A 13,051-nucleotide genomic window follows, 5' to 3' on the forward strand; every position below is an offset into this window, starting at 1 on the left:
TTATGACATCAAAAGTTAGAAAAGCAGTCATCCCTGCTGCTGGACTAGGAACTCGATTTTTACCAGCAACCAAGGCTCTTGCCAAAGAAATGTTGCCAATTGTAGACAAACCAACTATCCAGTTTATCGTGGAAGAAGCTCTCAAATCAGGTATTGAAGATATTCTGGTTGTCACTGGTAAATCAAAACGTTCTATTGAGGACCACTTTGACTCAAACTTTGAGCTTGAATACAATCTTAAGGAAAAAGGCAAAACGGATTTGTTAAAATTGGTAGATGAAGCAACTGGTATGCGCCTCCATTTCATTCGCCAAACTCACCCTCGTGGTCTTGGAGACGCTGTCTTACAAGCCAAAGCTTTTGTAGGGAATGAGCCCTTCGTTGTCATGCTGGGTGACGACCTTATGGACATCACAGACGAGAATGCCGTTCCTTTGACAAAACAACTGATGAATGATTACGAAAAGACACACGCATCAACCATTGCTGTCATGCCCGTACCACACGAAGACGTTTCATCATATGGAGTCATCGCTCCTCAAGGAGAAGGGATCAATGGACTCTATAGCGTTGAAACTTTCGTAGAAAAACCAGCTCCAGAAGATGCTCCAAGTGATTTAGCTATTATCGGTCGCTATCTTCTGACACCGGAAATTTTTGATATTCTCGAAAAGCAAGCTCCTGGTGCTGGAAATGAAATCCAGCTTACCGATGCTATCGATACGCTTAATAAAACACAGCGTGTTTTTGCCCGTGAATTTACAGGAGCTCGTTACGACGTTGGAGATAAATTCGGCTTTATGAAAACATCTATTGACTACGCCCTCAAACATCCACAAGTCAAAGATGACTTGAAAGATTACCTCATCCAACTGGGAAAAGAATTGGCTGAGAAGGACTAATACTCTTCGAAAATCTCTTCAAATCACGTCAACGTCGCCTTGCCGTATATATATTACTGACTTCGTCAGTTCTATCTACAACCTCAAAGCAGTGCTTTGAGCAACCTGCTTCTAGTTTCCTAGTTTGCTCTTTGATTTTCATTGAGTATAAAACAAAAAAGATAAGGTTCGAAATGCCTTATCTTTTTTCATTACACAAATTGTCTTCCAACTTCTTCACATCCCCATTCCCTTATAGAAAAGCAAAACTGCGAGTCCTACGAACAACACTATCGCTCCTAACCTCTGGCTGCTACTATACATCCGTCTTTCGCCTCGAACTGGAAACATAACTGCTAGAAATGCTCCACCGACTGCACCTCCGATATGGCCTGCTAGGCTGATTCCTGGAATCAGAACACTTCCAATAATGTTAATCACAAAAAGGGTCAGATAGGATTGGCCCAACTGCTGGATATAGGGGTTGCGCGTTGCATAGCGGAGAACAATAATTGCAGCAAATAATCCATAGAGAGAAGTCGAGGCTCCTGCTGCTAAGGATTGGGGACTAAATACAAAAACAAAGAGATTGCCCATCATTCCTGATAAAAGATAGAGAAAGAAAAACTTCTTGGATCCGAAAATCTCCTCTACTTGCCTACCAAGATAATAAAGGGAAAGCATATTGACAATCAAATGCTCCCATCCAATATGAACAAAAATAGCCGAAAAGAGACGCCAAGTCTGCTCAGGAAGGAGGCGAATAGCAGGTCCATACATGGCTCCAAATCGAAATAGGGTATCTGCCCTGTCAAAGTTTCCGCCTGCAGTCACCAACATTAGTAGAAACACCAAGGCCGTCACTAAGAGGAAAAAATTCGTCACAGGATAACGTCTATCAAAGATTTCCTTCATCAATTAATACCTCCTCAACAGGAATATCATGGTTTTCAGGAATAAAGTCCTGAACTTGACAAGGATAAACCGTACTCAAAGTATGACCAGAAAACTGTTCCAGATAGCGGTCATAATAACCTCCTCCGTATCCAATCCGATAGCCATCTGTCGAAAAAGTCAGACCAGGAACATGAATCAAATCAATCTGAGAGGCATCCACAACTTCCAAATCTCCCTGTGGCTCCAGTAAGCCAAAGGAAGTTCTTACCAACTGCTGTGGATGATAGACCACAAAGTCCATGCGCCCCTTGGGATAGGTTTTGGGTATCAGAACCTTCTTGCCGTCCTTCAGCGCCTGCTCAATCAATCTCTGAGTTTGAAACTCATGAGGAAAAGAGAGATAGGTTGCGATGACCTTGGCATCTTGGTAAAAAGGGTGTTGTAAAAGTCGTTCTGTTAAAGCTTGGTCTATAGCCTGTTTTTGTTCACGAGGTAATGCCTTCATTTCTTGCAAGACTTGCTTACGTAATTCCGATTTCATAGATACCCCCTCTACTCTGCTGCCTTCTTTTTCAGGAAACTAGAGACCGCATCTACACCAATAGCTAAAGCATCTTCCTTAGGACTCATCTGAGGGTGATGAAGGGCATAGGAACTATCAATCCCAAGCCAAAACATAACCCCATCAACCTTTGAAAGGAGATAACCAAAGTCCTCACCTGTCATTGCAGGCTCGATATCAATCAACTCGATTCCCTCTTTTTCTTCAAAGAAGTCCATCAATTCACGCGCCAAGGCTGGATTGTTCTCAACAGGCAGGTAACCACCTTGTTTGAGTTCCACTTCAACTTCCATATCAAAGGCTGCTGCAACGCCTTCTGCAACTGTTTTAACCCTCTTTTGCACCAAGAGACTCATGTCCTGAGTTAAGGCCCGAATAGTCCCATGCAAAAGGGCTGTGTCTGTGATGACATTGTTAGTTGTTCCAGCCTGAAAAACGCCAAAGGTCACCACCGCTCCCTCGATTGGGTTAACATTGCGGCTGACAACTGACTGCACTTGAGTCACAAAGTAACTAGCGGCCACCAAGGCGTCATTGGCTTCATGAGGAAAGGCTGCGTGTCCCCCTTTGCCTTTGAAACGAATCTTCACCTCGCAAGTCCCTGCAAAGAGTGTATGAGTATTGGTCGCAATCTGTCCAACCTTCAAATCTGGTCGAACATGGAGACCATAAAATTGGTCTGGCAACCAATCTCCAAAAGCGCCATACTCATACATGAGCATGCCACCAGCTTCATTTTCTTCAGCAGGTTGAAACAGAAAGAGCAGATTGTTCTTTGGTTGCTCTTCAAGGGCGCGCTCTAGACAGCCCAAGGCAATAGTCATGTGGAAATCATGGCCACAAGCGTGCATACGACCTTGGTGCTGAGAAGCGAAAGAAAGGCCTGTTTGTTCGACGATAGGAAGACCATCAATGTCTGTTCGCCAACCAATGGTCCGCTCTGGCTGACTTCCCTGCAAATAGACCAAAATCCCTGTCCGCCAAGTACGAACTTGAACAAAATTCTTGCCCGCAGTCAATTTCTCAATAACATCCATCAGATAAGCCTGAGTCTTGAACTCCTCCAAGCCAATCTCTGGAATCTGGTGCAAATCTCGTCTAGTCTGAATCAAATCTAACATCTATCTGTCCTCCTATATAGCAGAAAGAGGCTGGAAGAAGGGTTCCGCCTCTTTATTACTTTTACAATTATAAGGTACGAAGCGCATCCTCTAGCGCTGTTTTTTGTTGGGTTTGGGCATCAATCTCTTTGATAATACGAGCTGGAACACCTGCTACCACCACGTTTTCTGGGACATCTTGGGTAACAATAGCTCCTGCTGCGACAACTGAACCACTACCGATTTGGACCCCTTCGATAACCACTGCGTTGGCACCGATAAGAACATTGTCTCCAACACGGACTGGTTCTGCGCTAGCTGGCTCAATCACACCTGCCAAAACTGCACCTGCACCAACGTGGCTGTTTTTCCCAACGATGGCACGGCCACCAAGGATAGCCCCCATGTCAATCATAGTTCCTGCACCAATTTCAGCACCGATATTGATAACCGCTCCCATCATGATGACAGCATTGTCACCAATTTCAACCTGATCACGGATAATAGCACCTGGCTCGATACGAGCGTTGATAGCACGTTTATCTAGCAAAGGAACGGCAGAATTACGAGCATCTTGCTCAACAACATAGTCTTGATTTTCTACCAAACCATCAAGAAGCGGAGCTACATCCTTCCAGTCTCCAAATAGGACATTCCCTAGTTTGACAACAGAGCTTGGTACAGCAGTTGCGAGTTGTCCCTCAAAGGTTACTTTCACACTGGTTTTCTTTTCAGCATTGGCGATAAATTGGATAATTTCTTGAGCGTTCATTTTTGTAGCAGTCATAAGCGCCTCCTAGTTCATTTTAATGATACCTATTCTACCAAAAAAGGCCTCAAATTTGAAGCCTTTTTGTTTGTTTTTAGGTATGATTTTTAGGGATGTGAGATAAAACGTGCTGTCGGTAAAAGCAAGCCCCTACCGATACAACCTAAAAACACTCTTCACAACTATCTCCCCGTGTTTTATTGACTATTCTAGTATAGCACACTTTTAGAATTAAGAAAAGACTTTTTATTTACTTTCTTTCGCTTCTTCTATCGATAAGAAAATCATAGGCAAAATAATCAAAGTCATAGCTAGAAGAAGGGACCAATCCACTACCAATCCTAAAAATAAAACACTCAAAAGGGCAGAAGAGAGAGGTTCACTGGCACTGATAACGGAAACCACCAAAGGAGAAACCAAGGAAACAGCCTTCATGGAAATAAAAAAGGCAAAGGCCGTTCCAAAGAAAGCGATAATGAGACAAATCAAGATACTCCAAATATCAAGAGTAAAGGAAAGCTGATAAACCGGCGAGAAGACATTGCTAAATAAACCTGCCAAAATCATCCCCCACCCAACGGTAGGAACAAAACCATAACGCTTAGCAAAAGGTTGAGGTAAGATAACATTAAACATGACCCCCATGGCACTCAGCAAACCCGTCACAAGTGCTAGTGGTGTCATGGATAACTGAGAGAGATCTCCCTTTGTCGCCATCAAGCAAACACCCAGCATAGCAACCAAAACATAGAAAATAGCGCTTTTTGACGCTCGTTTTTGATAAACCAAGCGATTGTAAAAGAGGATAAAGACAGGGCTAATAAACTGTAAAATAGTTGCTGTCGCTGCATTTGAGTATTCTACACAGAGATAGAAAAAATATTGAACTGAAAAAATCCCCAAAATAGCATAGGCCAAAAAGGGTAGGTAATTTTTCTTATCTCGCCAAATATCTAGCACTTGCGATTTTAATTGCACTGCAGACCAAATGAGCACAAGACTCCCTGCCAGTGTCAAACGCATAGAGGTAATCCAGCCAGAGGACACTTGATAATGAGTAAAGAAATATTCTCCTAAAATTCCACAGATTCCCCAGATTAAGCCGGATAGAAGAGAATAAATGGTTCCTTTAACAATCTTTTTCTGATACTGATTCATATCTTTATTGTAACACGAAAGGAAAAAAGAAAAAAGTGGCAATCCATTGATTAGCCACTTCATTTAGCACAGTTTATAAAACTTATCGTCTCGTCCTTGAAGAAGAAGGTCGTGTAGCATTTGAGTTACTGCTATCGCTAGAGCTACTACTTGAACTGTTATTCGAACTAGTACTTGAGCTAGAAGGTGTTGGCAATGTGCTAACGATACTTGACCAAGCATTTTGGTAATCTGCTTCACTTCCTCCAATAGCAAAGTGATAGCTTGTTGTAGGAGCTCCCGCCTTATTAGCCCAATAGCTCGTTACAGTAGAACCTGAAAGATCAACTGTTTTTCCATTAACGGATACTTTGCCCGGCTTCTGCCCTGTAGATCTGAGGACCTGAGATTGGGTCACACTAGAATCAAGATTAAAGTGTTCATTGCCCCAAACACCAGGCTCAGCCTGTTGGATAGCATTGACTAAGTAAGCCATATATTTGGCGTTTCGATAATGCCCAGCCCCCTTAGCCATTGGGCGGTTGTCATCATGCCCTAGCCAACCACCTAGAGTCAATCTTGGTGTCGAAAGCATGAGCCACATATTTTCATCTTCATTGGTTGTCCCAGTCTTACCAATCCAGTCTGCACGAGCTAAGTTTGAATTGATAGAAGCCAAATCCGTTTGGAAACTTGAAGTGATCCGAGATGAAATCACCTCACGAAGCAAACTCTGCATAATCGTTGCTGTTGCCTTCGAATACACTTGAACTGGTTTGTCTTGGAATTCATAGATTACTCTACCGTCAGGTGACTCAATCTTAGAAATCACATGTTTCTGATGGTAGACACCGTTATTAGCAATTGTTTGATAACCATTGGTATGCTGGGCAACTGTGACTTCAATCCCACCACCCATAGGCAAACTTTCGATACCGTACTCTGGAATCTCGTAACCCATTTTCTCCATGTACCCCTTGACATCCACGCCCTTCTCACGAAGCATGCGATAGGTCCAATAGGCTGGGATATTCCACGAATAGTTCAAGGCTTCACCCAGGGTCATCATGCCTGTACCTGGACTATTTACATACATGATAGGATTGCCATTAGAGAATTTTGTCGGATAATTGGACAAGATACTAGCGCTTCCCATCAAACCTTGGTCAATGGCAATACCGTAGGCCAACAAAGGCTTGGTTGTAGAGGCTGGCGAGCGCTTAGTGTCAAAGGCGTGATTGTTTTGGTTAGTCTGGTAATTACGACCACCAACAAAGCCTAGAACAGCCCCCGTTTTATTGTCCATCAAAACATTCCCTACTTCAGGTTGCCCAGTTGAATCATCTACCAAACGACCATAGTTAGCAACTGCATTTTGCATGGCGTTATGGATTTTTTTATTGATCGTTGTAGTGATTTTATAGCCACCGTTACTTAGTTCCTGCTCAGCTCGCTCATGATAGGCCTTTTGAACCGCTTCCTTTTTCAACTCCTGACTAGAGACATTGTCCTGTTGAACTAAATAATCATACATACGGTCTGTCGCTTCAGCCATAGCCGTAAAGTAAAGGTAATCCCTCGAAACAGCATTAATAGATCCTGATGGCAAGAAATCTTGTTTGAGATTATAATCCTTGTACTGGTCGTATTCTTCCTGAGTCAGAGCACCCGTACGGTACATGTTGTAGAGAACATCCTTGCCCCGCTTCAAACCAAGTTCTAAGTCTTCATCACTCTTTAACTCTCCAGTATTTTCATAAGGGGAATAAGTAATCGGACTCTGTGGCAAACCTGCTAAGAAAGCGGCTTGAGGAATACTCAACTTGTTGGCATCGATACCGAAAATCCCTTCAGCGGCTTGCTGAGCACCTGCAATATTCTGTCCTTTATGATTTCGACCAAAGGGAGCGACATTGAGATAAGTAGTCAAGATTTCATCCTTGCTCATACTGCGTTCCAAGGCAAGGGCATCGACAATTTCTGTAGCCTTACGAGCCAAAGTCGGAGCATCTCCGACCACTTGTTGCTTGATTAACTGTTGGGTCAAGGTCGAGCCCCCGCTAGATGAACCCAAACCTGCAAAGGTTCCCAAAGTCGCCCGAATCACAGCTTTTGGCACAACCCCGTTATGTTCAAGAAAATGTTCGTCCTCAGTTGCAACGATAGCCTTTTTGAGATTGTCTGATATTTCCTCAGATGAAACAGAAGTTCGCAGTAGGTCGCTCTCGATAGAAGCAATGACACTACCATCTGCATAAACAATTTCTGAGATGGAAGAAATATTTTTAACCTGCTTGACCAAATCCTCCGATTGGGGAACCTTAGCCTTGTCAAACAAAGCAACTCCATAACCAAGAGCTACACCAGCACCAAAAAGCCCACCGATAAAGCCTAGAATAAAGAGAGTATTCAAAATTCCCTTGATAGCAACTAAAATGCTACCTAGGATAGCCAGAACTTTCCCACCTGTCCCATCCGACTTCTTCTCTTCTGAGACTTTCTCTGATTTTTTATGATTTATTTTTGATTTTACTCGCTGGAAAAATTCCAGCATTTTTTGTTTTAATTCATTTAATTGATTTTGCATGGATTTCCTCACTCTATCTATTATACCATAAAAGGTAAACTTTCAATAAAATAGCCACTTTCTTCCCTATTCTACTAGGCTATTGTCCAAGTTTGTGATACAATAGGTAGAAACAATATTTTTAAAAAGGAGAAAAGACACATGCACATTTTTGATGAGCTAAAAGAGCGTGGTTTGATTTTTCAAACGACTGATGAAGAAGCTTTGCGTAAAGCCCTAGAAGAAGGTCAAGTTTCTTATTATACTGGCTACGATCCAACTGCTGACAGCCTTCACCTAGGCCACCTTGTCGCAATCTTGACAAGTCGTCGCTTGCAGCTAGCAGGTCATAAACCTTATGCGCTCGTTGGCGGTGCTACAGGTCTCATTGGAGATCCGTCCTTCAAAGATGCTGAACGTAGTCTCCAAACAAAAGACACAGTAGATGGCTGGGTCAAGTCTATCCAAGGACAACTTTCTCGTTTTCTTGACTTTGAAAATGGTGAAAACAAGGCTGTCATGGTCAACAACTACGACTGGTTTGGCAGCATCAGCTTCATTGACTTCCTCCGTGATATCGGAAAATACTTCACTGTCAACTACATGATGAGTAAGGAGTCTGTGAAAAAACGGATTGAAACAGGAATTTCTTACACTGAGTTTGCCTACCAAATCATGCAAGGTTACGACTTCTTCGTCCTTAACCAAGATCACAATGTAACGCTTCAAATCGGTGGTTCTGACCAGTGGGGAAATATGACAGCTGGTACTGAATTGCTTCGCCGTAAGGCTGACAAGACTGGCCACGTTATCACTGTTCCATTGATTACAGATGCAACTGGTAAGAAGTTTGGTAAATCTGAAGGAAACGCAGTCTGGCTCAATCCTGAAAAGACTTCTCCATACGAAATGTACCAATTCTGGATGAACGTTATGGACGCTGACGCTGTTCGCTTCTTGAAAATCTTTACTTTCTTGTCACTTGAGGAGATTGAAGACATCCGCAAACAATTTGAAGCAGCTCCACACGAACGCTTGGCTCAAAAAGTCTTGGCTCGTGAAGTCGTAACTCTGGTTCACGGCGAAGAAGCTTACAAAGAAGCCCTCAACATCACTGAGCAACTCTTTGCAGGAAACATCAAAAATCTTTCTGTTAAAGAACTCAAACAAGGACTTCGTGGTGTGCCAAACTACCAAGTACAAGTAGACGAAAACCACAATATTGTGGAACTGCTCGTCTCATCTGGTGTAGTTAACTCAAAACGCCAAGCCCGTGAAGATGTTCAAAACGGAGCTATCTACGTCAACGGTGACCGCATCCAAGACCTTGACTATGTCTTGAGTGACGCAGATAAGTTAGAGAACGAACTGACTGTTATCCGTCGCGGTAAGAAAAAATATTTTGTATTGACTTACTAAACTGTTCAACATTTACCTATAAAAAAGGAGTTAACCTCGAGAAAGGTAACTCCTTTTTGTTATTGATAACCATATCTATCTAGCCTTAATAGACAGGCTACGCAGGACTATGCGTAAGGTTGTTAGATTATGTAAGATAGAGAGATTTGAAGGACTGAGCCAATTAAACAAGCCAAAGCCAATCAAACTACTATTTACGACAACAGTATCTTGAATATTCTTCTTGATGAGTGTTTGCAAAGATGATGATAGCCAATCCAACTCTTGGAAGAAATCCAAGCGATTATCTAACAATAAGATATCGCTCATCTGCTTAGAAATATCTGCACTCTCATTCATCACCACACCGATATCTGATAGGGTTAGAGCCGCTGAGTCATTCAATCCATCTCCAACCATCAAAATAGTGTGACCTGCTTTCTGCAGTTCCTCTACTAAATCAAATTTCCCATCAGGTTTCAAGTCGGTATAGACCTGATCAAAGGGCAAATCTTTGACTAATTGCTCTGTCCTAACCAGGGTGTCCCCTGTTGCCAGAATCAATTTTTTCCCTTGTGCCTTAAGTTTCTCCAAGGCTGCCTTAGCTTCTTTTCTCAAAGGAGTATGGATGCAGAACATTCCAATCAATTCATTCTGATAAGCCAAGAATAAGAGATTGTAGTGACTCTTGTACTCTTCAATTAAAGCATTTTGTTCTGAACTGATATGAATTTGCTCATCCTGCATCAAAACATAATTCCCAATAAGAACTGGTTGCCCATCTATATGAGATTTGATCCCCTTGCTTGCGATATATTGGAGTTTCCCATGCATTTCCTCATGTTCAATCCCCTCTATCTCAGCTTGCTTGACGATGGCATTAGCAATAGGATGATAAATGTGTTCCTCAAGACAGGCACTGATTCTGAGAATATCTTCCTCACTATAGTCCCCAAAAGGTAACACCTTTTCAACTATAGGATAACTAGTTGTGATTGTTCCCGTCTTATCAAACAAGAAAGTATCAACTTCCAGATATTTCTCCAGAACATCCCCATCCTTAATCACCATTTCACGATTCAACCCCTCCTTGATAGCTGTCAAATAAGCTACAGGAGTAGAGATTTTCAAAGCGCAGGAGAAATCGACCAATAGGAAAGAGATAGACTTAGAAAAAGAACCTGTCAATAGGTAAGTCAGCCCAGCCCCCAAGAAATTATATTTGACGACCTTATCCGCCATCTTGATGAAATAGCGTTGTTTCGTTTTCTTGTTTTCTTCAGATTTCTTCATTAACTCAATCAGTTGTAAAATCCGGCTGTTCATCTGATTATCGGTTACACGAATGCGTAACTCTCCAGTTTCTAATACTGTATTTGCACAAACCAAATCAGACTCTCTTTTTTCAACTGGAAAACTCTCTCCCGTCAAGGAACTTTCGTTGACCATACCTAAACCTGAAACTACTTGTCCATCAAACAGAATTTCATTTCCTTGAGATAGGACCAAGACATCTCCTATTTGAACATCGGAACTCTTGATACTAACAACCGTATCGCCCTGTACTAAGAATACGTCGCTCTCTTTTGCAAGAAGGCTTTGTTCTAAATCTGTTGCAGTTTTTTTCAAAGACCACTGATCTAAATGATTCCCCAAATCAAGCATAAACATGATGTTGCTGGCAGTCTTGGATTGGTTCATAAACAAAGACAATAAAATAGCCGAACAGTCCAAGACCTCCATCGTTAGTTCCTTACGCGCTAGTGTTTGATAGGCTTCTTTAACATATCCAAAAGCCTGATAACAAGTCCATATATAGCGAATAGGTGACGGCACAAGGCTACGAAAAAGCACACGCTTAATCGCTGCACCTGAAACGATAGAATAGGCACTCTCTTCTCTACGAACAGGAAGAGTCATCAACTCAGAAACTTTCCCTTTATCAATTCTTTTTAAAAAGGCTTCTGCATTGTCTAATACAGAGAAGCCTTCTTTTATACGTAGAGTAAAGTGCTGTTGATCCATGTAAAACTGGATAGACTCAATCCCCTTTTCATCTCTCGCCAAGGAACGAAGATAGTCTTGGATATCCAAGGTGAGTGAAAAAGAAGATGATAGGCGGATATGTTGGTATCCTCTATGTAGCACTTTAAAAGACATATTATTCTCCTATAAGGCTATCTAATTGCTCTTCTTTTTTCTCTTGCTCGTACAAATATTTGGCATCTTGCAAGACATCATCTCCATGTTGCTTCACAACAGAAACAGATGCATCTAGCTCGTCTTTTAACTTGTAAGCCTTAGCCAAAGCTTTAGAATAACCTTTTTTAGCTTCCTTACTTGCTAAGATTTTCAAACCAAGGGTACCAAATGCGACACCACCCAAAAATAATGAAGATTTTTTCGCAACTTTTGCGACGCTTAATACTTCTTTTAACATACTTATTTCCTCCTTATCATTATTATATAGCAATTTAGATATAAAAGCAATTCCATTTTATAAATTGGAGAATTATACTCAATGAAAATCAAAGAGCAAACTAGGAAACTAGCCGCAGGCTGTACTTGAGTACGGCAAGGCGACGTTGACGTGGTTTGAATTTGATTTTCGAAGAGTATTAGTTTTATTTCTACTGAATCTCCCATCTACTTACTCCTAAAGTTGCTTTCACTTGCCTCTTTTGATACACTTAAACTATGAATACAAATCTCAAACCCAAACTTCAGCGCTTCGCTTCTGCGACTGCCTTTGCCTGTCCTATCTGCCAAGAAGATCTGACTCTGGTAGAGAGCAGTCTCAAATGTAACAATCGCCATTCTTTCGACTTGGCTAAATTTGGCTATGTCAATCTGGCACTTCAAATCAAGCAATCTGCCAACTACGACAAGGAAAACTTTCAAAACCGCCAACAAATCCTAGAAGCCGGTTTTTATCAATCTATTTTAGAGGCTATCTCTGATTTACTTGCAAGCTCAAAAACTCCCACAACAATATTAGATATTGGTTGTGGCGAAGGTTTTTATTCTCGTAAACTCCAAGAAAATCATCCTGACAAAACTTTCTATGCCTTTGATATTTCAAAAGATTCAGTCCAAATCGCTGCCAAGAGTGAACCAAACTGGGCAGTCAATTGGTTCGTTGGCGACCTGGCTCGTCTTCCTATAAAAGACGCCAGTATGGATATCCTACTGGATATCTTTTCACCTGCCAACTATGGAGAATTCCGTCGCGTTTTATCCAAGGACGGCATCTTGATAAAGGTTATTCCAACTGAAAATCACCTCAAGGAAATCCGTCAGAAGGTACAAGACCAGCTAACAAACAAGGATTATTCTAACCAAAATATCAAAAATCATTTCCAAGAACACTTTACCATCCTATCTAACCAAACAGCCTCTCTAACTAAGACTATCACAGCAGAACAACTCCAAGCCCTACTCAGCATGACCCCTCTTCTCTTTCACATCGACCAGAGCAAGATTGACTGGAGCCAACTGACAGAGATTACAATTGAAGCAGAGATTCTGGTTGGGAAAGCATTCTAAACTAGACTTCGCAAAGGTAGAAAACTTACTGAAAATCCTCAATATTACAAAAACGCATAAGAACAGGTGCTCACAAAAACCTTAATCTTATGCGTTTTGTTATAGTTCCCATACATATTAAGAGGAAATATTTGAAATCAGTTCTCTTAATAACCATTGAATACCATATGTTACATTTACTCCAAATATGATATA

At 41.6% G+C, this 13,051-nt stretch carries 11 protein-coding genes; 3 read left to right on the top strand and 8 right to left on the bottom strand.

Translation table 11 applies throughout. The features are described 5' to 3' along the window. Positions 1–2: 2 nt before the first annotated feature. Positions 3–902, top strand: coding sequence for a UTP--glucose-1-phosphate uridylyltransferase GalU (gene galU, locus N8O43_RS08400; RefSeq protein ID WP_261090055.1), 900 nt, complete (start codon positions 3–5; stop codon positions 900–902). Positions 903–1,118: 216 nt separating this feature from the next. On the opposite strand, the gene N8O43_RS08405 is transcribed toward galU, so the two are convergent. From N8O43_RS08405 to pbp1b, 6 genes are all read right to left on the bottom strand, one after another. Then, on the bottom strand, positions 1,119–1,796 hold the full coding sequence (locus N8O43_RS08405; protein WP_261090058.1) for a rhomboid family intramembrane serine protease: 678 nt from the start codon (positions 1,794–1,796) through the stop codon (positions 1,119–1,121). After that, the gene (locus N8O43_RS08410; protein WP_261090059.1) at positions 1,780–2,319 is read right to left on the bottom strand and encodes a 5-formyltetrahydrofolate cyclo-ligase; all 540 of its coding nucleotides are present in this window, start codon (positions 2,317–2,319) and stop codon (positions 1,780–1,782) included. The genes N8O43_RS08405 and N8O43_RS08410 overlap by 17 nt, the downstream gene beginning before the upstream one ends. Positions 2,320–2,330: 11 nt before the next feature. Beyond that, positions 2,331–3,461 carry an N-acetyldiaminopimelate deacetylase gene (locus N8O43_RS08415; RefSeq protein WP_261090060.1) on the bottom strand — a complete coding sequence of 377 codons (1,131 nt, stop codon included), beginning with the start codon at positions 3,459–3,461 and terminating at the stop codon, positions 2,331–2,333. 67 nt (positions 3,462–3,528) lie between these two features. After that, entirely contained in the window at positions 3,529–4,227 is a 699-nt protein-coding gene (gene dapD, locus N8O43_RS08420) for a 2,3,4,5-tetrahydropyridine-2,6-dicarboxylate N-acetyltransferase (protein ID WP_000127460.1), read from the bottom strand. Positions 4,228–4,455: 228 nt separating this feature from the next. Beyond that, complete coding sequence (locus N8O43_RS08425; RefSeq protein WP_261090061.1) at positions 4,456–5,367, bottom strand: DMT family transporter; 912 nt, start codon at positions 5,365–5,367, stop codon at positions 4,456–4,458. Positions 5,368–5,449: 82 nt separating this feature from the next. After that, entirely contained in the window at positions 5,450–7,933 is a 2,484-nt protein-coding gene (gene pbp1b, locus N8O43_RS08430; protein WP_261090062.1) for a penicillin-binding protein PBP1B, read from the bottom strand. A gap of 141 nt (positions 7,934–8,074) precedes the next feature. Here pbp1b and tyrS point away from each other — a divergent pair, with 141 nt between their 5' ends. Next, complete coding sequence (tyrS, locus tag N8O43_RS08435) at positions 8,075–9,331, top strand: tyrosine--tRNA ligase (protein ID WP_261090064.1); 1,257 nt, start codon at positions 8,075–8,077, stop codon at positions 9,329–9,331. A 75-nt stretch (positions 9,332–9,406) separates the two neighbouring features. On the opposite strand, the gene N8O43_RS08440 is transcribed toward tyrS, so the two are convergent. After that, on the bottom strand, positions 9,407–11,470 hold the full coding sequence (locus N8O43_RS08440) for a heavy metal translocating P-type ATPase (protein ID WP_261090066.1): 2,064 nt from the start codon (positions 11,468–11,470) through the stop codon (positions 9,407–9,409). A gap of 1 nt (position 11,471) precedes the next feature. Next, complete coding sequence (locus N8O43_RS08445; protein ID WP_000910903.1) at positions 11,472–11,750, bottom strand: DUF6110 family protein; 279 nt, start codon at positions 11,748–11,750, stop codon at positions 11,472–11,474. 257 nt (positions 11,751–12,007) lie between these two features. Between N8O43_RS08445 and N8O43_RS08450 the strand changes: the two genes are divergently transcribed. Continuing rightward, complete coding sequence (locus N8O43_RS08450) at positions 12,008–12,856, top strand: putative RNA methyltransferase (RefSeq protein ID WP_261090068.1); 849 nt, start codon at positions 12,008–12,010, stop codon at positions 12,854–12,856. Positions 12,857–13,051 lie beyond the last annotated feature (195 nt).

Origin of the sequence: Streptococcus mitis (assembly GCF_946190335.1) — a bacterium.
Classification (GTDB): Bacteria; Bacillota; Bacilli; order Lactobacillales; family Streptococcaceae; genus Streptococcus; species Streptococcus mitis_CH.

Excerpts from the sequence above, each read along its gene's own strand:
- N8O43_RS08440 (WP_261090066.1), bottom strand. The coding sequence starts at position 11,470 with ATGTCTTTTAAAGTGCTACATAGAGGATACCAACATATCCGCCTATCA.
- N8O43_RS08445 (WP_000910903.1), bottom strand. The coding sequence starts at position 11,750 with ATGTTAAAAGAAGTATTAAGCGTCGCAAAAGTTGCGAAAAAATCTTCA.
- galU (WP_261090055.1), top strand. The coding sequence starts at position 3 with ATGACATCAAAAGTTAGAAAAGCAGTCATCCCTGCTGCTGGACTAGGA.
- pbp1b (WP_261090062.1), bottom strand. The coding sequence starts at position 7,933 with ATGCAAAATCAATTAAATGAATTAAAACAAAAAATGCTGGAATTTTTC.
- N8O43_RS08410 (WP_261090059.1), bottom strand. The coding sequence starts at position 2,319 with ATGAAATCGGAATTACGTAAGCAAGTCTTGCAAGAAATGAAGGCATTA.
- N8O43_RS08425 (WP_261090061.1), bottom strand. The coding sequence starts at position 5,367 with ATGAATCAGTATCAGAAAAAGATTGTTAAAGGAACCATTTATTCTCTT.
- N8O43_RS08405 (WP_261090058.1), bottom strand. The coding sequence starts at position 1,796 with ATGAAGGAAATCTTTGATAGACGTTATCCTGTGACGAATTTTTTCCTC.
- N8O43_RS08415 (WP_261090060.1), bottom strand. The coding sequence starts at position 3,461 with ATGTTAGATTTGATTCAGACTAGACGAGATTTGCACCAGATTCCAGAG.
- dapD (WP_000127460.1), bottom strand. The coding sequence starts at position 4,227 with ATGACTGCTACAAAAATGAACGCTCAAGAAATTATCCAATTTATCGCC.
- tyrS (WP_261090064.1), top strand. The coding sequence starts at position 8,075 with ATGCACATTTTTGATGAGCTAAAAGAGCGTGGTTTGATTTTTCAAACG.
- N8O43_RS08450 (WP_261090068.1), top strand. The coding sequence starts at position 12,008 with ATGAATACAAATCTCAAACCCAAACTTCAGCGCTTCGCTTCTGCGACT.